Origin of the sequence: Streptomyces sp. NPDC001980 (genome assembly GCF_040296885.1) — a bacterium.
Taxonomy (GTDB): domain Bacteria; phylum Actinomycetota; class Actinomycetes; order Streptomycetales; family Streptomycetaceae; genus Streptomyces.
Genome location: NZ_JBEOYD010000010.1, coordinates 296,366 through 316,562, shown reverse-complemented (window position 1 = coordinate 316,562; position 20,197 = coordinate 296,366). Strand labels below are relative to the sequence as shown.

Genomic DNA, 20,197 nt, shown 5'->3' with positions numbered 1-20,197 from the left:
GTTTGGCCTGCACCGCTGTCCATCGTCCACCCCGGGGCTGCGCACGTCATCTCTACCGCGAGGTAACTCGGGACCGGCCGAAACGCAACGATACGCCCGGGGTGTGACGCGCTTGGCAAACTCGTTCGACCGCCGTATGTGAGGATGATTCCGAAAGGAACATAGCGGGCAAAAGGGAGTGGTGTGTGTCACGCCCGTCCGCGATACGGTGCCGGGAGTTGCGGCGACACGGCCGGGATCGTCACCGTTTCGGCGGTCCGAACGGCCGGGTACTTGCGCGATCCGTCCCGCCCGTGTGGACTACGGCCAATGCTTCGCGCACGCGCGTGGCTGAGTTCATCACCAAGACATGATCAGGAGGCAACCCGTGAGCGCGACCGCGGACCACGCGGAGGAGCGGACCACCCCTGCCGTCAGGCTGGGGTTCCAGCCAGACCAGGTGGTCCAGGAGATCGGCTACGACGACGACGTCGACCAGGAGCTCCGCGAGTCCATCGAAGAGACCATCGGCAACGAGCTGATGGACGAGGACTACGACGACGTGGCAGACGCCGTGGTGCTCTGGTTCCGTGAGGATGACGGCGACCTGACGGACGCGCTGGTCGACGCCCTCGGCTTCCTCGAAGAAGGTGGCTCGATCCTGCTGCTGACGCCGAAGACCGGCCGCGACGGCTACGTCGAGCCGAGCGACATCGGCGAGGCGGTCACGACCGCCGGCCTGTCGCAGACCAAGAGCGTCAGCGTGGGCAAGGACTGGAACGGAAGCCGGCTGAACACGCCGAAGGCTGCCGCCAAGAAGCGCTGAGCCCCGCCGGTGGACGGACCGGGCGCCGGTCCGTCCACCGGCCTGCCGCGATCGCCGTGCGGGAGTCCCCGCATAGGGTGTCCTCACCCCAACAGCCCCTTACGAAGGGATGCAGCGATGGCGATCCAGGTCGGCGACAAGGCGCCCGACTTCGAGCTCAAGGACAACCACGGCCGGGCCGTGAAGCTGTCCGACTTCCGCGGCGAGAAGAACGTGGTGGTGCTCTTCTACCCGTTCGCCTTCACGGGTGTGTGCACCGGTGAGCTGTGCGAGCTGCGCGACAACCTGCCGAAGTTCGAGGACCGCGACACCCAGCTGCTGGCGGTCTCCAACGACTCCATCCACACCCTGCGCGTCTTCGCCGAGCAGGAGGGCCTGGAGTACCCGCTGCTGAGCGACTTCTGGCCGCACGGCGAGACCTCCCGCGCCTACGGTGTCTTCGACGAGGCCAAGGGCTGCGCCGTCCGCGGCACCTTCGTCATCGACAAGGAGGGTGTCGTGCGCTGGACCGTGGTCAACGGCCTGCCGGACGCCCGCGACCTGAACGAGTACGTGACGGCGCTCGACGCGCTGTAACCCCTCACCGGCCGGTCCGCGCCCCCCCAGCCGGCCGCCCGGGGGCCGACTCGCCGGACCCCCTAGGGGTCCGCACGGCCGACACCCCGTGATTCTTCGGGGTCCAGGGCCTGCGTGCGGCGGGAACCCGTCACTAGGATCGAATCGTTGATCCGGTATCCGAAGCACGACGGGGCTCCCCGCCCCTGGACACACATGGGAGGACTCGTGGGAGTCAGCCTCAGCAAGGGCGGCAACGTATCGCTGACGAAGGAGGCCCCCGGCCTGACCGCGGTCCTCGTCGGTCTGGGCTGGGACGTCCGGACCACCACCGGCACCGACTTCGACCTGGACGCCAGCGCACTCCTGCTCAACTCGGCGGGCAAGGTCGGCAGTGACCAGAACTTCGTCTTCTTCAACAACCTCAAGAGCCCCGAGGGCTCGGTCGAGCACACCGGCGACAACCTCACCGGTGAGGGCGAGGGCGACGACGAGGTGATCAAGGTCAACCTCGCCACGGTCCCCGCCGACGTCGACAAGATCGTCTTCCCGGTGTCGATCTACGACGCCGACAACCGACAGCAGTCCTTCGGCCAGGTCCGCAACGCGTTCATCCGCGTGGTCAACCAGGCCGGCGGCGCCGAGATCGCCCGCTACGACCTGTCCGAGGACGCCTCGACCGAGACCGCGATGGTCTTCGGCGAGCTGTACCGCAACGGTGCGGAGTGGAAGTTCCGCGCCATCGGCCAGGGCTACGCCTCCGGCCTGCGCGGCATCGCCCAGGACTTCGGCGTCAACGTCTGAGTCATGTGAACGCCCCGGGGCGTTCGAAAGTCCGCACTGTCCGGCGCCGCACCGTTTACGGTCGGCGCCGGACGCGCAGGACAACCGGAGAAACACCGCTAGGGGAGGACCAGCATCATGGGCGTCACGCTCGCCAAGGGGGGCAATGTCTCCCTCTCGAAGGCCGCACCGAACCTCACCAACGTCATGATCGGACTCGGCTGGGACGCCCGCTCCACCACCGGCGCCCCCTTCGACCTGGACGCCAGTGCACTGCTGTGTCAGGGCGGGCGGGTCCTCGGCGACGAGTGGTTCGTCTTCTACAACCAGCTCAAGAGCCCGGAGGGCTCCGTGGAGCACACCGGCGACAACCTCACCGGTGAGGGCGAGGGGGACGACGAATCGATTCTGGTCGACCTGCCCAAGGTGCCGGCCACCTGCGACAAGATCGTGTTCCCGGTCTCGATCCACATGGCCGACGAGCGCGGCCAGACCTTCGGCCAGGTCTCCAACGCCTTCATCCGGGTCGTCAACCAGGCCGACGGCCAGGAGCTCGCCCGCTACGACCTGTCCGAGGACGCCTCCACCGAGACCGCCATGATCTTCGGCGAGCTCTACCGCTACCAGGGCGAGTGGAAGTTCCGCGCCGTCGGCCAGGGCTACGCCTCGGGCCTGCGCGGCATCGCGCTCGACTTCGGTGTGAACGTCTCATAGCACTGTTCCGTCCGGATGTAGGGCCCGCCCCACCCGCAGGACACCGGCGCCCTCTACACTTCGTGGTCAACAGTAGGTAAAGCCGAGTACGGCGCGAGCGAGACCCGTACACACAAGATTGGGTAGCCAGTGCTTCTGAAAACCTTCGGCTGGTCGTTCGCGATCACCGCGCTCGGCCTGGTCGCCGCGGTCTTCTACGGGGGGTGGGAGGCCTTCGGCATCGTGGCGATCCTCGCCGTCCTGGAGATCTCCCTGTCGTTCGACAATGCGGTCGTCAACGCCGGAATCCTGAAGAAGATGAACGCCTTCTGGCAGAAGATCTTCCTCACGGTCGGCGTCCTCATCGCCGTCTTCGGCATGCGGCTGGTCTTCCCGGTCGTCATCGTCGCGGTCACCGCCAAGATGGGCCCCATCGAGGCCGTCGACCTCGCGCTCAACAACAAGGACCGCTACCAGGAACTGGTCACCGACGCCCACCCGGCGATCGCCGCGTTCGGCGGTATGTTCCTGCTGATGATCTTCCTCGACTTCATCTTCGAGGACCGGGACATCCAGTGGCTGCGCTGGATCGAGCGCCCGCTCGCCAAGCTCGGCAAGGTCGACATGCTGGCGGTCTGCATCGCCCTGATCGTCCTGCTGATCACCTCCTTCACCTTCGCCGTCCACGCCCACCAGCACGGCGGCGGCCACGTCGACAAGGCGCAGACGGTCCTGATCGCCGGCATCGCCGGCCTGATCACGTACATGATCGTCGGCGGCCTCTCCGGCTTCTTCGAGGACCGGCTCGAAGCCGAGGAGGAGCGCGAGCACGAGGAGGAGGAAGAGGCCGAGCGCACCGGCAAGAAGAAGTCGGCGGTCGTGCTGGCCGGCCAGGCCGCGTTCTTCATGTTCCTCTACCTGGAGGTCCTGGACGCGTCCTTCTCCTTCGACGGCGTGATCGGCGCGTTCGCCATCACCAACGACATCGTCCTCATGGCCCTCGGCCTCGGCATCGGCGCGATGTACGTCCGCTCGCTCACCGTCTACCTGGTCCGCCAGGGCACCCTGGACGACTACGTCTACCTGGAGCACGGCGCCCACTACGCCATCGGCGCGCTGGCCGTGCTCCTGATGGTCACCATCCAGTACGAGATCAACGAGGTCATCACCGGTCTGGTCGGCGTCGTCCTGATCGGCTGGTCGTTCTGGTCCTCCGTGCGGCGCAACCAGCGGCTGGCGGAGGCCGAGGGAAACGCGGGATCGGACGACAAGGCCGAGGTCCCCTCCGGGGTCTGAACCGGCTCGCCGGGCCGAAAACGGAGGGTGTGACGCCCTCCTCGACGAGGAACGCTCTGTTCAGGGCGGCCGACCCGGTCGGCCGCCCTGAGGCGTTCACAGGAGCTACTGGGGGCGGGAATGGGTTTCTTCGACGGACTGCTGGGCGGGCGGGCGGCCGAGTTCGACTCGGGCAGCGCCGCGTCCAACGCCATCGAGCTCACCAGGCGGCACCAGCAGGTGTCCCTCACCAAGCAGGGCGCGGCCACCGGCAACCTCCGGGTCAACCTCGCCTGGCGGATGCGGACGTCCGACTTCGACGGCGAACAGCGCACGAGTCTGTTCCGGCACCCCTTCAGGGCGCTCAAGCCGCCGGAGGTGATGGGGCACGGGCAGAGCATGGTCAACGTCGACCTCGACCTCGGGGCGCTGTACGAGCTGGCCGACGGGAGCAAGGGGGTCGTCCAGCCGCTCGGCGGGCTGCTCGGGGACGTGAACGCACCGCCGTACGTCAAGCTCAGCGGCGACGACCGGTTCGGGTCCGCGTCCGGCGAGACGATGTACGTCAACCTCGACCACCGGGACGACATCAAGCGGCTGCTGGTGTTCGTGTACATCTACGACCAGACGCCGGCGTTCGACCGCACGCACGCGATCGTCACGCTGTACCCGAGCAACGGGCCGCGCATCGAGATAGGCCTCGACGAACGGCATCCGCAGGCCCGGTCGTGTGCGGTGGTGATGATCGAGAACGTGAAGGGCGAGCTGGTCGTCCGGCGCGAGGTGAAGTTCGTGTACGGGTTCCAGGGGGAGCTGGACCGGCTGTACGGGTGGGGCTTGCAGTGGGGGCGGGGTTACAAGACGAAGGCGGAGAGGTAGGTCGCCCGCGGGGGTGGGGTGTGCCGTGGGTGCGCGACTGCGGGTGGTTCGTGGTTGCTCGCGCCCACGCGGCGGAGCCGCACATGGACACAGCCCCGCGCCCCTGAAAGCAACAGCTAGCGCCCGATGAACTGTGGCCCTTGCGGAGGCAGCCTGAAGTCCGCGTTCGGGACCGTCGCCACCGGGATCGGGGCCGGAGGCGGGTAGCCGTAGCCCGACTGGGGCTGTTGCTGGGTGTAGGCGGGCTGCGGGTAGCCGTAGGCCGACGGCTGGGCCGGTGAGGTGGGCTGGGGGTAGCCGTAGGCCGGCTGGGTGGGTACCGAGGTCGGCTGCTCGGGCGGGAGTGGGAGGGACGTCAGGGGCTCCTCCATCGGCTCGGACTCGTCCACCGAGATGCCGAAGTCCGTGGCCAGGCCCTTGAGGCCGTTGCTGTAGCCCTCGCCGAGCGCGCGGAACTTCCAGCCCTCGCCCCTGCGGTACAGCTCGCCGCAGATCAGGGCGGTCTCGGCGCCGGTCTCCGGCTTGATGTCGAAGTGGGCCAGCGGTTCGGCGTCGGGTGCCGAGGCGTCGTACAGCAGGATGCGCAGGGCGGGTACGTGTTCGAACGGGATGCCGTCCGCCGATGCGACCAGGAGGATTCGGCCGACGTTGGACTCGACACCGGGGAGATCTGTCTGGATCGTGTCGGTGAGGCCCTCGGCCACCCGCTTCTTGCCGAGTCGCCAGACCTTCCCGGAAGGGTGCCGGGGCTGGTTGTAGAAGACGAAGTCCTCGTCGGAGCGCACACGTCCGTCGGGGCCGAGGAGCAGCGCCGAGGCGTCGACGTCCGGAACCCCCTGCCCGGGCGTCCAGCGCAGCACGGCCCGGACCGTGGTGGCTTCCACGGGGACGTTCGACCCCTTCAGCATCGCGTGCGTCATGCGGTCATCCTGCCCTCTCGGTCCTGGTCACGACAACGCGGGGGGCCTCGCGACCGACACAGGCGGGTTACCTGGAATTCATGCCCGGCGGGAACCTCCGACATGGCTTTGTACGTACTATTACCGGCCACCCTTTACCAATTTCACAGGCTCGGCCCACGCCACGGGGGAGTTCTATGCGTCATTTCGGGCACATCGCACCTGAGGTGCGGCAGCGCCTCTTCCATCAGGAGCCGTGCGAGTTCACCGCCGACTCCCCGGCCCGGCTGCTCTCCGCGGCCCTGGGCGCCACCCTGTACAGCCCGGCCACCCGGCCGCGGCTCGCCGACGACGTCGTCAAGCAGGCGGCACTCGGCGTGGTCTCGATGGTGCTGTGCCTGGAGGACTCCATCGGCGACGAGGACGTGGTGGCCGGCGAGGAGAACCTCGTCCGGCAGTTCGCCGACCTGGCCGAGCGGGAGCGGGCCGGCGCGGAGCTCCCGCTGCTCTTCATCCGGGTGCGGGAGCCCGAGCAGATCTCCGACCTGGTACGGCGGCTGGGCGCGAGCGTGTCCCTGCTGTCCGGATTCGTGTTCCCGAAGTTCACCGAGGAGCGCGGCATCCCCTTCCTGCAGGCCCTGGACGGCGCCACGCTGCGCAGCGGCCGCCGGCTCTTCGGCATGCCGGTGCTTGAGACGCCCGAGCTGATGTACCGGGAGACACGCGTGGACGCCCTGGAGGGCATCGCCCGCGCCGTCGACAAGTACCGCGACAAGGTGCTGGCGCTGCGCCTCGGGGTGACCGACTTCTGCTCGTCCTACGGGCTGCGCCGGGCCCCCGACATGACCGCCTACGACGTGCAGATCATCGCCTCCGTCATCGCCGACGTGGTGAACATGCTGGGCCGGGCCGACGGCACCGGGTTCACGGTGACCGGGCCGGTGTGGGAGTACTTCCGGGTCCCCGAGCGCATGTTCAAGCCGATGCTGCGGACCAGCCCCTTCCTGGAGGAGCAGGCCGTGGAACTGCGCAACCGGCTCATCGAGCACGCCATGGACGGCCTGCTGAGAGAGATCTCCCTCGACCAGGCCAACGGGCTGCTCGGCAAGACCTGCATCCACCCGTCCCACGTCATCCCCGTGCACGCGCTGTCCGTCGTCAGTCACGAGGAGTTCTCCGACGCCCAGGACATCCTGCGGCCGGAACGCGGCGGCGGGGGTGTACTTCGCTCGGCCTACACGAACAAGATGAACGAGGTGAAGCCGCACCGCGCCTGGGCCGAGCGGACCATGCTCCGCGCCGAGGTGTTCGGCGTGGCCAACGAGGACGTCGGCTTCGTGGAGCTGCTCGCCGCCGGGATACCGGGTTGACGGGCGCTACGGGACGACACAGGGAACCCATGAACATCGCAGCGAACAACGGGGTCTGGTCCGGCAGCTGGGTCGCCGAGCGGCTCGGCGTCGAACTCGTGGGCGACGACGGCCTGACGGCCCTCCTCGGCCTCGCCCTGCGCCGCAACCCCAGACGGGCCCACCTCCTGGTCTCCAACGTGCTCGGCAAGCACGTACCGCAGTCGCCGTCCGTGGTGTACGGGCACGGGTTCAGTCTGGGCCGACGGGTACGTGACCTGCTCGGCGAGACAGAGGCCGGGCAGGCGGTCGTCCTGGGCTACGCCGAGACGGCCACGGGCCTCGGGCATTCGGTGGCCGACGGAATCGGCCTCGCCCCGTATCTCCACTCCACGCGCCGTCCGGTCGCCGGGGTCGCGCCTGCGGGCGGCTTCGAGGAGTCCCACTCCCACGCGACGTCCCACCTGCTGCTCCCCGAGGACCCCGCCCTGCTGTCCGGCGACGGCCCCCTGGTCCTCGTCGACGACGAGTTCTCCACCGGCAACACGGTCCTGAACACGATCCGGGATCTGCACGCCCGTTATCCGCGGAAACGTTACGTCGTGGTGGCTCTGGTGGATATGCGGTCGGCGGCGGACGCGGGGCGACTGACGTCGTTCGCCGAGGAGATCGGCGCGCGGGTGGACCTGGTGGCGGCGGCGTCGGGGACGGTGAAACTGCCCGAGGGTGTTCTGGAAAAGGGACAGGAACTCGTGGCGCGGTACGAAGAGAGTGCCGCGAAGGGTGAGCGGCCGGGTGCGGCGCCGTCGGGGCTGAGCGCGCCCCGCGGCGGAGCCGCATATGGACACAGCCCCGCGCCCCTTGAGGGCGTTGCCCTCACCCACCCAGGGGCGCGGGGCGGTGTTGAATCTGCGGCTACCGCCGCGTGGGCGCGAACGGCCCCCACCGGCCCGCAGGCGACCGGCAACCGCACCACCCCTCACCTCACCCGCATCGACCTGCACTGGCCGCACGGCCTCCCCGACGGCGGGCGGCACGGCTTCACCCCGGCCCACCGAATACGCCTGGAGACGGCCCTCCCCACCATCGCCGCACGGCTCGCCGAGGCCCTGCCCCCCGACGCCCGCCGCGTGCTCACGCTCGGCTTCGAAGAGCTGATGTACACCCCCCTCAGAATCGCCCGTGAGCTGGAGGCCCTGGTCGGCGCCGAGGTGCGGTACTCCACCACCACCCGCTCACCCGTCCTGGCCGTCGACGACCCCGGCTACGCCATCCGCAGCCGCCTCGTCTTCCCGGCCCACGACAACCCCGCCGACGGCCCCGGCGAGCGCTACGCGTACAACGTCGCCGGCGCCGGCTTCGACGCCGTCGTCCTGTTCGTCGACTCGGCCGGCGACACCCCCGAACTGCACGCCCCCGACGGCCTCCTGGCCCTGCTCGGCGCGCATGCCCCGCACGTCCTGCTCGCGGTTGTACCGTCGTACGTCCCCGCGCTGACCGAAGAGAGCCCCGCCATGCTGCCCGAGCCCCTCCGCGGCCCCGCCTTCTCCTCGTATCCGGCGGAGGACGTCGGCTGGCTGCTCCAGGACCTCTCGGACGTCACGCTGGAGGCGCCGACCGAGGAGCGCGAGGAGGCGATCCAGAGCGGCGGCGCGCACTACGCCGAGTCGCTGCCGGTGGAGTACCAGCCGAGCGAGCAGTACCAGGCGCTGTTCCACGCCGCGCTGGAGACCTCGGCGGCGCGGATCGCACAGGCCGTCGGGGTCGTCACCGAGACCGTGCTGGCCGAACGCTCACCTCGCCCGGTCCTGGTGTCGCTGGCGCGGGCCGGCACCCCGGTGGGCGTCCTGATGCGCCGCTGGGCGCAGGTCCGGTACGGCGTCGACCTGCCGCACTACGCGGTGTCGATCGTGCGCGGCCGCGGCATCGACGCCAACGCGCTGCGCTGGCTGGCCGCGCACCACGACCCGCGGGACGTCGTGTTCGTGGACGGCTGGACGGGGAAGGGCGCGATCACCCGGGAACTCGCCGACGCGGTCACGGAGTTCGAGGAGCGGGAGGGGGTCTCCGGGTTCGATCCGGAGATCGCGGTACTCGCCGACCCCGGGTCGTGCGTGCGGACGTACGGCACCCGGGAGGACTTCCTGATCCCCTCCGCGTGCCTCAACTCGACCGTCTCCGGGCTGATCTCGCGGACCGTGCTGCGCGCCGACCTGGTGGGTCCCGACGACTTCCACGGCGCGAAGTTCTACCGCGAACTGGCCGGCGCCGACGTGTCGGTGGCCTTCCTGGACGCCGTCGCGGCGCGGTTCGCCGAGGTGGCCGACTCCGTGGACGCGGCCGTGAAGGAACTGGCCGTCGCCGACCGCACCCCGACCTGGGAGGGCTGGGCGGCCGTGGAGCGGATCAGCGAGGAGTACGGCATCCACGACGTGAACCTCGTCAAGCCGGGCGTCGGCGAGACCACCCGGGTGCTGCTGCGCCGGGTGCCCTGGAAGATCCTGGCGCGGGCCGGGGCGGGGGCCGACCTCGACCATGTGCGGCTCCTTGCGGAGCAGAGAGGGGTACCGGTGGAGGAGGTCGGCGAACTGCCGTACACCTGTGTCGGGTTGATCCATCCCAAGTACACGCGCGGGGCGACCGGCGCCGACGGCCGGGCGGTGAACGTCTGATGGCGGTGCTCGTCGCGAGCGACCTCGACCGTACGCTCATCTACTCGGCGGGTGCCCTGGCGCTGACCATGCCGGACGCGCGGGCGCCCCGGCTGCTCTGCGTCGAGGTGCACGAGGCCAGGCCGCTGTCGTACCTGACGGAGACGGCCGCGCAGTTGCTGACCGAGCTGGGGGACGCGGCGGTCTTCGTGCCGACGACCACCCGGACCCGTAAGCAGTACGAGCGGATCAACCTGCCCGGGCCCGCGCCGAGGTACGCCATCTGTGCCAACGGCGGGCATCTGCTGGTCGACGGGGTGTCCGACGGGGACTGGCACGGGCGGGTGCTGGCGCGGCTGGCCGACGAGTGCGCGCCGCTTGACGAGGTGCGGGCGTATCTGACCGAGCACGCCGACCCGGTGTGGCTGCGCAAGCACCGGGTCGCCGAGGACCTGTTCGCCTACCTGGTCGTGGAGCGGGAGCTGCTGCCCGAGGAGTGGGTGAAGAGCCTCGCGGTGTGGGCGGAGAACCGCGGCTGGACGGTGTCGTTGCAGGGGCGGAAGATCTACGCCGTGCCGAAGCCGCTGACGAAGAGCGCGGCCATGCGGGAGGTCGCGCGCCGGACCGGGGCCGAGTTGACGCTGGCCGCCGGTGACTCCCTGCTCGACGCCGACCTGTTGCTGGCCGCGGACCGTGGCTGGCGGCCGGGGCACGGGGAGTTGGCCGACGCCGGGTGGGCCGGGCCGGCCGTCGTCGCGTTGCCGGAGCGCGGGGTGCTGGCCGGAGAACGAATCCTGCGGGAATTCCTGAAGACGGTCCGTACGGAGGGCTAGCCGCAGCAGCCGCCGCCGCAACAGCCCCCACCGGAGCCGGCGGGGGCTGCGGACCGGGCGGCGGATGCGGCCGCCGTACCCCCCACCGCCACCGTCGACAGGAGCTTCACCGTGTCGTGGTGCCCTTCCGGGCATGCTGCCGGAGCCGATGACTCGGCCATGGGGCGGGACAGTTCGAAGGTGTCGCCGCAGGTGCGGCAGCGGTACTCGTAACGGGGCATGAGGAACAGACTAGCGGCGGTGACGCGGGAGTGAGGGGCATCGGGGCGCAGTGCCGAGGCACTCGGACCACACGGGTCCCTGACGCATCATCACGAACGTTCTACGAGAACGACCTTGTCCGCACACAACCGGACGAGCGCCTACCGGTAAACTTGATGATCATTTTTGTGAGATGGGTCTAGACCGCGAAGATCCCCGGCCGGTACCTCTTGGGTGATCATGGGCGCCGCCTGCGCCCGGACACACCAGAGGAGTTCCGTGAGAATCAGTCGAACAGGCCGCTTCCGGAGGAGACCGAACGGCAGATTACTGCCGGGCTCACCTCGGCAGGTGGCAACGGCGACAGCGCTGGCGCTGTTACTCGTCACCGAAGCGGCCGTGACGCTCGCGACCACTGGACAGGCCTTCGCCGTCCCTGCCCACAAGCCGCGCACGACCTCGGCGGCGAAATTACGCCCCACTGCTACCGGACCGCTCTCGGCTCCTGACGCGGCGTCGGCATTCGCCACAGCCCGACTGCGTAAACGCAAGGTCGAGATCCTTGACCAACTTACTGCCAAGACCACGACTTGGGCAAATCCGAACGGCACCCTGACCACCCGGTCATATGCCGCGCCGATCCGCTTCAAGCGAGCCGGGAAATGGGTCGACGTCGACACGACCCTGCACGTGAACGCCGGGGGCTCTGTAGCGCCCAAGGCCCAGCCGAACGGTCTGGTTCTCGCGCCCGGTGGCAAGAACGCCGTGCTCGCCGACATGGGTTCGGGCAAGCGCCGGGTAGCGGTCGGCTGGAAGGGCACGCTTCCCAAGCCCTCGGTCAAGGGAACCACCGCCACCTACGCGAACGTCACTCCGGGCTCGGATGTGACCGTGCAGGCGACGCGGACCGGCTTCGAGGAGAACGTGATCCTCAAGTCGCGCCCCAAGGCCGGTTACTCGGTGACCATTCCGGTCTCCGCGAAGGGGCTGACGGCCAAGCAGCGCAAGAACGGCTCGATCACCTTCACCGATGCCCACCACAAGGTCGCCGGCACCATACCGGCGCCGGTGATGTGGGACGCGCAGGTCGACGCCGGCTCCCTGGAGCACCCGCACCGCGCCCGGGTGAAGATGACCATGTCCCAGTCCGGCGACACGGTGAATCTCACCCTGACCCCGGACGCGAAGTTCCTGGCCGACCCCAACACGCAGTACCCGGTCACGGTCGACCCCTCCACGAGCCTCTCTCCCCTGCTCGACACGTTCGTGGAGAACACCGACACGACCGCCGAGTACACCTCCACCGACCTGAAGCTGGGCACCTACGACAGCGGCGCGGACGTCGCCCGCTCGTTCCTGGAGTTCCCGGTCCTCCAGATCGACAACACGCAGATCCTGTCCTCGTCGCTGAACCTCTACGAGTACTGGGCCGGTGGCTGTGTCCAGTCGCCGTGGGAACTGTGGGAGTCCGGAGAGTCCTCCACGGACACGGTCTGGTCGAACCAGCCGGTCTGGAAGTCGAAGTACGCCACGACCTCCCAGACCAAGGGCTACTCCAGCGACTGCACCACCTCCAGCGCGGAGGGCTGGGTCTCCATCGACCCCTCGACCTTCCTCCAGTACGCCGGTGACAACGGCTACGACGTCGCCTACATGGGCCTGAGGGCGTCCGACGAGACGGACAGCAACAGCTGGAAGCGTTTCTACTCCGCCAACGCCTCCGCCAACGTGCCCTACCTGTCGGTGACCTACAACTCGTACCCGATGCCGTCCGCCCCCACCGTGGCGCCCGGTGTCTCCTCGGTCTCCGGCTCCACCACGACGCTCTACACCAACACGACCACCCCGCAGCTCCAGTCGACCGTCACCGACGGCGACGGCGGCAACGTCATGGCCCAGTGGAACGTCTACGACACCACCGGTGGTGCCGACACCAAGGTCATTTCCAACCTCAACGGCAGCTGGACCGCCTCCGGAGGTATCTCCAGCGCCTCCATCCCGTCCGGAACGCTGGTGAACGGTCACACCTACACCGCGTGGCCCTACGGGTACGACGGCTCCCTGTGGTCGCGTCAGACCGTCCCGAACGGACTGGTCTTCACGGTCGACACCACCAAGCCCGGCGCGCCGGCGGTCGCCTCCACGGACTACCCCTCCGGCGGCTGGGGCAAGGGCGCCGGACAGAGCGGCGCATTCACCATCACCCCGCCCTCCGGCGGCACGGACACCTCCGGTGTCGTCTGGCAGCTCGACTCCGGGGCCCAGAACACCGTGGCGACCACCGGCAGCGCGGTGAGCGTCAACGTCACCCCGACCGCGGACGGCCCGCACACCCTGACCGTCTCGACCCGCGACAATGCCGGCAACCTGTCCGCGTGGACGGTCTACAGCTTCAACGCGGGCAACGGCGCTGTCACCTCGCCCACCGACGGCACCAGGACCGCGCGGCGTGTCACGCTGACCTCTGCCGCAGCGTCATCGACATGGCAGTCGGTGAAGTTCCAGTACCGGCGATCCGCCACCGACAACTGGACCACCATCCCGGTCGCCGACGTGACGTCCGGCGGCAACGCGGTGAGCAGTTGGCCGGTGACCGTCACGAGCGGCGCCTCTTCCCCGCTCGTCTGGGACGTTTCCAGCACCTTGGGCGATGACGGCTCGGTCCAGGTCCGTGCCGAGTTCACGGACACCTCTTCGGCGAGCCACGACACCTCCGCCGTGACCGTCACCCTGGACCGCAAGTCCACGGAAGCGGCGAGCGAGCAGGTGGGTCCCGGGTCGGTGAACCTGTCAACCGGCGACTACTCGCTCTCGGGCGCCGACAGCACCGCGTTGGGGCTGACGGTGATCCGTACCGCCTCCTCGCGCAGCCCGAGCGGTGGAGCCCCGGCCGGGCAGGCGGCTCCCTTCGGCCCGCAGTGGACCCTCGGCGGCGTCTCGGAGGTCGCTTCCACGAACTACACCGAGATTCGCCCGGTGACCTCCACCGCCGTACAGCTGGTCACCTCCGACAGCAGCGAGGTCGCCTTCACCAAGAACAGCAACGGCTCCTGGAGCCCGGAGCCCGGAGCCGAGAAATACACCCTCGTCTACGACTCCTCCGCCGACCAGTACACCCTCACCGACACTGACGGCACGGTCACGGTCTTCGCCAAGTCCGCCGCCGACGCAGGCGTGTGGACAGTCTCCTCCACCACCCCGGCCGGCTCGGGCAACACCACCCGGTACCGGTTCGACACCGTCACCTCCGGCAGCACCACCTCGGTGCGCCTGGCCCGGATGGCGGCCCCGACCTCGGCGATCTCCGACCCGGGGACCTCCTGCCTGACCCCGGCCACCCCGGTGGCCGGCTGCCGTGTCCTGGAACTCAACTACGCCACGTCGACGACCGCCACCGGCACCACCAGTGGCACCTTCGGCAACTACACCGGCCGCGTCGCCAAGCTCACCCGCTGGGCCACCGACCCCTCCACCGGCGCCGAGACCTCCACGGTCATCGCCCAGTACGCCTATGACAGCAACGGTCTGCTCCGTCAGGAATGGGACCCGCGCATCAGCCCCAGTCTGGTCACCCAGTACGGCTACGATTCCGCCGGCCGGGTCACCAGCCTCACCCCGCCCGGCGAGCTCCCGTGGTCCTTCACCTACGGCACGGCCGGCACCAGCGGCGACACCAACGCAGGCCGCCTGCTGAACGTTTCCCGCGCCACCCTCACCCCGGGCTCGGCGTCCACCACCAACGGCACCGCGACCACCACTGTGGTCTACGACGTGCCGCTGACCACCGGCGCCGGCGGCCCCTACGCCATGGGCACCAGCAGCGTCGCCACCTGGGCACAGACCGACACACCCACGGACGCCACGGCCGTTTTCCCCGCCGACCAGGTACCGTCCTCCAACACCGGCAGCGGCCACCTGGCCACCGGCGACTACACCCGAGCCACCGTTCACTACCTGGATGTGAGTGGACTGGAGGTCAATACCGCGGAAGCGGGCGGGCACATCGCCACCACTGAGTACGACACCTTCGGCAACACCGTCCGCCAGCTCACCGCTGGCAACCGGGAACTGGCCCTGGCAAGCGGCTCCACCAGCGAGCTCAACGCCCTCGGCCTGGCCTCGATGAGCACCGCCCAGCGAGCCACGCTCCTGTCGACCCAGAACGTCTACGACTCAACGGGCCAGCGGGAGACGGACACCTACGGCGCGCTGCACAAGGTGACCCTGCAACATGCCTTGGCGGCCTCCGGCACGTCCGCCGCCCTCGCGGCCGGCGCCGTGGTCGTCGCCCGTACCCACACCCGCAACACCTTCGACGAGAACCGGCCCACCGACGGCTCCGCCAAGGTTTCCGACGAGGTAACCACCGCGGTGACCGGCGCGGCAATCACCGGGTACTCCTCGGACGCGGACGCCACCACCCGCAAGACGTCCTACGACTGGACGCTCGGTGAGCCGGTCAAAACAGTGGTGGACCCCTCCGGTCTCGCGATCACCACGGTGACCGGCTACAACGCGGCCGGGCAGGTCATCTCCACATCCCAGCCGTCCTCCAGCGGCTCGGACGCGGGAACCACCACGACGACCTACTACACCGCGACCGGTTCGGCTCCCTGCGGCGGCCACCCCGAGTGGGCCGACCTGGTCTGCCGGACCGCCCCGGCGGCCGACATCACCGGCGGTGGCTCCAACCCCGCCCAGCGCGTGACGATCACGACCACCTACACGATCGCAGGTCAGCCCGCCACGGTGACGTATACCGCCAACGGAGTCACCCGCACTACCACGACCACCTACACCGCCGACCGGCCGTATCAGACCTCGGTCTCCGGCGGGGTCGGCCAGGCGGTGCAGACCACGACCACCAGCTACGACCCGAGCACCGGGAAGGAGGCCTCCGGCTCCACGCCGGACGGCAAGACGAACACCCAGGCCTACGACCAGCTCGGCCGGCTGATGACGTACACGGACGCCGACGGCAACACCGCCAGCACCCAGTACGACAGCCTCGGCCGCCCCACCAAGGTCACCGACTCCGCCCCCTCCACACTCACCTACACCTACGACACCACCAAGGACCCCCGCGGGCTGGCCACCTCCGAGACCGACTCCAACGCCGGCACCTTCGCCGCCACCTATGACGCCGATGGCACCCTGGCCACCGAAACCCTGCCCGGGTCGGTCACCCTCACCGCAACCGTCGACGAGACCGGCCAGAGCACCGCACGGATCTACACCGACAAGTCCGGCAACGTCCTGGTCTCCGACCAGGCAGGCCTCTCCGCCAGCGGACAGGAGGTCACCCGGGCCCTGTCCACCTCCGGCGGCCTCGGCCTCAACGACACCTACACCTACGACGCGTTCGGCCGGTTGACTCACACGAGCGAAACCGTCATCCAAGGACAGGCGCAGAGCTGCACCGCGCGCACCTACGCTTTCGACAAAGACTCCAACCGCACCGGCCTGACCACAGCCACCGGCGCGACTACCACCGGCGTCAGCACACCCACCTGCCCGACCAGCGGTGGTACCACCGTCACCCACACCTACGACACCGCTGACCGCCTGGCCGACACCGGCTACACCTACGACGCGTTCGGCCGCACCACCGCCGAGCCGAACGGCACCACAACCGCCTACTACACCAACGATCTCGCCTACCGGCAGACGAGCGGAAGCAAGCGCACCACCTGGCAACTTGATCCCGCCAACCGCTTCCGCGCCTACACCACCGAATCCAACACATCCGGTACCTGGACCCAGACCGCATCCAGGGTCAACCACTACGACGGGTCCTCGGACTCCCCGTCCTGGACGGTGGAGAACACCTCTACCGGTGCCTACACCCGCAACGTCACCGATCTCGACGGCGACTTGGGAGCCACCTACGCCTCCGCAAACGGTGACGTCGTCCTGCAACTGACCAACCTGCACGGTGGTGTCAGCATGGCCCTGCCCACCAACGACGCCAACACCGCCGTCATCGTCCTGGCCACCGACGAATACGGCAATCCCCTCGCCGGTACGGCCCCCGCACGTTACGACTGGCTCGGCGGAGCGCAACGTTCCACCGAGACCCCGACCGGCGACACACTCATGGGCGTTCGCCTCTACAACCCCTCCCTGGGACGTTTCCTGAGTACTGATCCCCTCCCCGGAGGCAGTGCCAACGCCTACGATTACTGCAGCGGGGACCCGGTCAACCGTCTCGATCTCGATGGCCGTTGGTCATGGAGCCACACCTACCACTTCTCCTGGGGTCGCGTCTGGGCCAGGATATGGACTCAGGGTTTCGGAAGCAGCTACGGAACCGCGTATGCATCCGCGGTGTTCAACAAGACGTGGACCCGCCGTATCAACGGGTACGCGGGGTACATCTACGGTCCAGCAGCAGGAATTGCGGCGCTTTTCGGCCTACCCGGCGCCGCGATTGCCGCAGCAATCCTGATAAGCGGTTCCTGGATCCAAGCCACGGCTCAGTACGCGAGGAACCACGGGAAATGCCTGGCCATCGTCGCGGGAGAGTCGCTGGTCGTCGGCCGGTGGACGCAGATTCCCTACGGTGGGTATAGCGCGTGGGCCTATCCCTGGGTTTCTAGCTGCTGATTCCTGAAAGTAGTCAACTGGGGCCGCCTCCTCTGGTGTAACTCACGAGAAGAGGCGGCCCCTGTTGTCGTCATAGATTCAAGAGAAGGATCGTATGCGTTACTCAAAATCAGCCGCCCTGTTCTTTGTTGGCATCGCAACTGCGCTTATCGGCGTGATGTTGGAAATATTTTTTGATTCAGGAGCAGGGCTGCCCAACTTCCAAGTCGCTGTCCTGCTGCTTGCCGTTGCATGGATTTTGGAGTGGCGTTCGAAGTGACACATGTCCATGGCAGAGCAGTGCGGCGTAGCGGCTGATGCCCCATTTGGCGGCGGTCGACAGGCGCGACCGGGCGATAGCGAATTCGGCGATCGCGTCCTCCCCGAACGCGTACTACTCGCCTACCGCGCCTGAACCTCTGATCCAGCCCGCTGCTCCCCCTCGGGGTGGCGGGCCCGCCAGTACGGGTTGTCGTGCGGCAGGTTCGTGCTGACCCTGCCGTACATCCCGAACACCATCAGCACGAGGCCCACCACGAAACTGAACAGCACGTTCTGGATCTTGAAGGCCAGGAAGTTCGAGTCGGTGCTGAGCAGGCCCAGGAACAGGAAGCCGTTCAGGATGAACAGCACGCCGAGCACCATGTTCAGCGTGGACGCGAAGTTCCCGCCGATCACCATCCCGACGAAGAGCAGCAGCCCGACACAGATCGACAGCACGCTCAGCGCGCCGTTGGTGTTCAGGCCGATCGCGGTGTTCCCGCCCGTGTCGAAGAAGCCGATGTTGTTGGTCAGCCCGAGGATCCCGAAGGCCAGCAGGAACAGGCCCATCAGGCCCGCCCCGATCCGGTAGACCTGGTTCAGCCGGTGGTCGACGGGCAGTGCCTCGTCGAACTTGATCCGCTGCCGCGCCCCCGGGTGCGCCGTATGTGAGGCCATCTCCGCCTCCTGATCTCGAATGCGGGTCGCCTACCCAATATCCGCCCGGTGCGGCTCCTCGGCAAACGCCTCAGTGGCCGGTGCCGCGATCCTCCCGGATCTGCGCCACCACCCGCGCGACCGACTGCCGTACCGCCTCGGTCTCCGTCAGGAAGTGCCAGTAGTCCGGGTGCCGCCCCTGCAGCGCCCCGACCGCCCGATCCAGCCGGGCCACCGCGTCGTCCAGCGGCCGCGCGTGCCGCGGATCCGGGCTGGTCCGTCCGGTCATCGCCAGCCGCTGCGCGTCCCGGATCGCGAACCGGGTCCGCTCGATCTCCGCCTGCGGATCCTTCTGTACGGCGTTGAGCCGGCTCAGCCGGTCACCGGCGGCGGACACCGCCTCGTCCGTACTGTTGAGCAGCGCCCGCACGGTGGAGAGCAGCGAGGCGGCGTCCGCCCACTTCTGCGCGTCCCGCGCGGTCTGCGCCTCCTTCAGCTTGAGCTCGGCCTGCCGTACATTCTCCACGGCCTGCTGGGGCACCTGCTGCAGATCCTGCCAGCAGGCCGCGGCGAACCGCCGCCGCAGCTCGCTCAGCACCGGGTCGACCTGCCCCGCCCGGGTGGTCAGCGCCTGTGCGCGCGTCCGCAGACTCACCAGCCGGTGATCGATCTCGGCGGCCTTCTCCGGCAGCCGCTCGGCCTCGACGCGGATGGCCTCGGCCTCCCGCTGCACGCGCCCGGCCCGCTCCAGCGTCGCCTGCACACCATGCTGCCCGGCACCCTGGTTGAGCTTGGTCAACTCAGGGGCGAGGGCGGCCAGCCGAGCCGCAAGATCATCGGCTTTGAGCCGGGTCTCCCGCACGGCGTCCAGGGCGTTGCTCGCCGCCAGCAGCGCCTGCCGGGCCCGCTCCACGGCGGGCGCGAGCCGCGCCAACTGCGTCTCGGCCTTGCCGAGCAGAGGCCCGAGCGACTCCCCGAACCGGTCCAGCTCCCGCTTGACGCCGACAAGATCGTCCTTGGCCCGGGTGATCTCGGTCCGGGCCCGGGACGCGGCACCGGCCTCCAGATCGTCCCGATCCAGGTCATAGGCGTCGATGGCCTGGATGTACCGGTTGCTCACCTCGTCTATCCGCCGCCCCAGCGCCTCGAAGTCGGAGACGGCGCGACGGGCGGCCGGCGAGTCGTCGACGGCGGAGATGGTCTCTATGGAGATCCGCAGATCCCGCTGGGCGGTGTCCAGCTCGTAGAAGGCGGCCGCGGCGGCGTCCTTGGCCGCCTGAGCCTCGGCCCGCTGGCTCTCGGCCCGTCCCCCGAACCACCGCCGGGTCCCCCCGCCGGCGAACGCCCCGGGCACCACGAGCACGGCCGCCAGCGGCAGACTCATGAGGACGAGGGCGTCCCGGAGGGCGGCGGCGGTACCGCGCCGGGGCGGTGCGGGAGGCGTATACGACTGCCCGGGTGTCGCCGTTGTCGCCGTCACATCCCTCTCCCGTGCCGCGGTGCGCCCTGTGCTGTGGGGGCCACATCATTCTCCCACCCGTGAAAGACGAACACACGGGGCGGTCAGTTCGCGATTCGCGTGATCATTTCGTCGGCCGGGGGGCAACGGCTCGCCTCCCGCCCCGACTCCGCTCAAACGGAATTGCGGGACAGAGCCAGGGACGATGTAGGCTGTCGAATCGTCTCGGGTGCGTAGCTCAGGGGTAGAGCGCCTGCCTTACAAGCAGGATGTCGGCGGTTCGAAACCGTCCGCGCCCACTTCGAGGAAGAC

15 protein-coding genes and 1 tRNA gene are annotated in these 20,197 nt (G+C 68.9%); 12 read left to right on the top strand and 4 right to left on the bottom strand.

All coding sequences use genetic code 11. From position 1 onward, the window contains the following. Positions 1-367: 367 nt before the first annotated feature. The 6 genes from ABT137_RS18545 to ABT137_RS18520 all read left to right on the top strand — a co-directional run bounded on the left by ABT137_RS18545 (position 368) and on the right by ABT137_RS18520 (position 4,990). Entirely contained in the window at positions 368-805 is a 438-nt protein-coding gene (locus tag ABT137_RS18545) for a DUF3052 domain-containing protein (RefSeq protein ID WP_207921612.1), read from the top strand. A 117-nt stretch (positions 806-922) separates the two neighbouring features. Continuing rightward, the gene (locus tag ABT137_RS18540; RefSeq protein WP_351709912.1) at positions 923-1,381 is read left to right on the top strand and encodes a peroxiredoxin; all 459 of its coding nucleotides are present in this window, start codon (positions 923-925) and stop codon (positions 1,379-1,381) included. A 207-nt stretch (positions 1,382-1,588) separates the two neighbouring features. Beyond that, positions 1,589-2,164, top strand: a complete 576-nt coding sequence (locus tag ABT137_RS18535; RefSeq protein ID WP_217551609.1) for a TerD family protein — start codon at positions 1,589-1,591, stop codon at positions 2,162-2,164. Positions 2,165-2,281: 117 nt separating this feature from the next. Then, positions 2,282-2,857, top strand: coding sequence for a TerD family protein (locus ABT137_RS18530; protein ID WP_093503514.1), 576 nt, complete (start codon positions 2,282-2,284; stop codon positions 2,855-2,857). 129 nt (positions 2,858-2,986) lie between these two features. Continuing rightward, entirely contained in the window at positions 2,987-4,132 is a 1,146-nt protein-coding gene (locus ABT137_RS18525) for a DUF475 domain-containing protein (RefSeq protein WP_351709909.1), read from the top strand. Between the two features lie 120 nt (positions 4,133-4,252). Continuing rightward, positions 4,253-4,990, top strand: a complete 738-nt coding sequence (locus ABT137_RS18520) for a TerD family protein (protein WP_351709906.1) — start codon at positions 4,253-4,255, stop codon at positions 4,988-4,990. A gap of 116 nt (positions 4,991-5,106) precedes the next feature. Here the strand turns inward: ABT137_RS18520 and ABT137_RS18515 are convergent, their stop codons facing one another. Further along, positions 5,107-5,910 (bottom strand): TerD family protein, encoded by an 804-nt coding sequence (locus ABT137_RS18515; RefSeq protein WP_351709903.1) that lies wholly within the window; start codon positions 5,908-5,910, stop codon positions 5,107-5,109. Between the two features lie 176 nt (positions 5,911-6,086). Here ABT137_RS18515 and ABT137_RS18510 point away from each other — a divergent pair, with 176 nt between their 5' ends. Genes ABT137_RS18510 through ABT137_RS18500 form a run of 3 tightly spaced genes read left to right on the top strand, consistent with a single transcriptional unit; the run spans position 6,087 to position 10,722 of the window. Then, entirely contained in the window at positions 6,087-7,259 is a 1,173-nt protein-coding gene (locus ABT137_RS18510; protein ID WP_351709900.1) for an HpcH/HpaI aldolase/citrate lyase family protein, read from the top strand. 29 nt (positions 7,260-7,288) lie between these two features. Further along, positions 7,289-9,910, top strand: coding sequence for a phosphoribosyltransferase (locus ABT137_RS18505; RefSeq protein WP_351709897.1), 2,622 nt, complete (start codon positions 7,289-7,291; stop codon positions 9,908-9,910). After that, positions 9,910-10,722, top strand: a complete 813-nt coding sequence (locus ABT137_RS18500) for an HAD family hydrolase (RefSeq protein WP_351709894.1) — start codon at positions 9,910-9,912, stop codon at positions 10,720-10,722. The genes ABT137_RS18505 and ABT137_RS18500 overlap by 1 nt, the downstream gene beginning before the upstream one ends. Here the strand turns inward: ABT137_RS18500 and ABT137_RS18495 are convergent. Beyond that, entirely contained in the window at positions 10,719-10,943 is a 225-nt protein-coding gene (locus ABT137_RS18495) for an FmdB family zinc ribbon protein (protein ID WP_351709891.1), read from the bottom strand. The two genes, ABT137_RS18500 and ABT137_RS18495, sit on opposite strands and share 4 nt — an antisense overlap. Positions 10,944-11,613: 670 nt before the next feature. On the opposite strand from ABT137_RS18495, the gene ABT137_RS18490 reads away from it, so the two are divergent. Next, positions 11,614-17,529, top strand: coding sequence for an RHS repeat-associated core domain-containing protein (locus tag ABT137_RS18490; protein WP_351709888.1), 5,916 nt, complete (start codon positions 11,614-11,616; stop codon positions 17,527-17,529). Between the two features lie 94 nt (positions 17,530-17,623). After that, positions 17,624-17,788, top strand: coding sequence for a hypothetical protein (locus ABT137_RS18485; protein WP_351709885.1), 165 nt, complete (start codon positions 17,624-17,626; stop codon positions 17,786-17,788). 122 nt (positions 17,789-17,910) lie between these two features. Here ABT137_RS18485 and ABT137_RS18480 read toward each other — a convergent pair whose 3' ends face one another. Continuing rightward, the gene (locus ABT137_RS18480) at positions 17,911-18,447 is read right to left on the bottom strand and encodes a DUF4383 domain-containing protein (protein ID WP_351709882.1); all 537 of its coding nucleotides are present in this window, start codon (positions 18,445-18,447) and stop codon (positions 17,911-17,913) included. A 70-nt stretch (positions 18,448-18,517) separates the two neighbouring features. Further along, positions 18,518-19,906, bottom strand: coding sequence for a hypothetical protein (locus tag ABT137_RS18475; protein ID WP_351709879.1), 1,389 nt, complete (start codon positions 19,904-19,906; stop codon positions 18,518-18,520). Positions 19,907-20,112: 206 nt separating this feature from the next. Between ABT137_RS18475 and ABT137_RS18470 the strand changes: the two genes are divergently transcribed. Continuing rightward, a tRNA-Val gene (locus ABT137_RS18470) sits at positions 20,113-20,184 on the top strand. Positions 20,185-20,197: the final 13 nt, after the last annotated feature.

Bases quoted from the DNA above. Each gene is read 5' to 3' on its own strand.
- ABT137_RS18540 (WP_351709912.1), top strand. From the start codon at position 923: ATGGCGATCCAGGTCGGCGACAAGGCGCCCGACTTCGAGCTCAAGGAC.
- ABT137_RS18530 (WP_093503514.1), top strand. From the start codon at position 2,282: ATGGGCGTCACGCTCGCCAAGGGGGGCAATGTCTCCCTCTCGAAGGCC.
- ABT137_RS18520 (WP_351709906.1), top strand. From the start codon at position 4,253: ATGGGTTTCTTCGACGGACTGCTGGGCGGGCGGGCGGCCGAGTTCGAC.
- ABT137_RS18515 (WP_351709903.1), bottom strand. From the start codon at position 5,910: ATGACGCACGCGATGCTGAAGGGGTCGAACGTCCCCGTGGAAGCCACC.
- ABT137_RS18510 (WP_351709900.1), top strand. From the start codon at position 6,087: ATGCGTCATTTCGGGCACATCGCACCTGAGGTGCGGCAGCGCCTCTTC.
- ABT137_RS18505 (WP_351709897.1), top strand. From the start codon at position 7,289: ATGAACATCGCAGCGAACAACGGGGTCTGGTCCGGCAGCTGGGTCGCC.
- ABT137_RS18500 (WP_351709894.1), top strand. From the start codon at position 9,910: ATGGCGGTGCTCGTCGCGAGCGACCTCGACCGTACGCTCATCTACTCG.
- ABT137_RS18495 (WP_351709891.1), bottom strand. From the start codon at position 10,943: ATGCCCCGTTACGAGTACCGCTGCCGCACCTGCGGCGACACCTTCGAA.
- ABT137_RS18485 (WP_351709885.1), top strand. From the start codon at position 17,624: ATGCGTTACTCAAAATCAGCCGCCCTGTTCTTTGTTGGCATCGCAACT.
- ABT137_RS18480 (WP_351709882.1), bottom strand. From the start codon at position 18,447: ATGGCCTCACATACGGCGCACCCGGGGGCGCGGCAGCGGATCAAGTTC.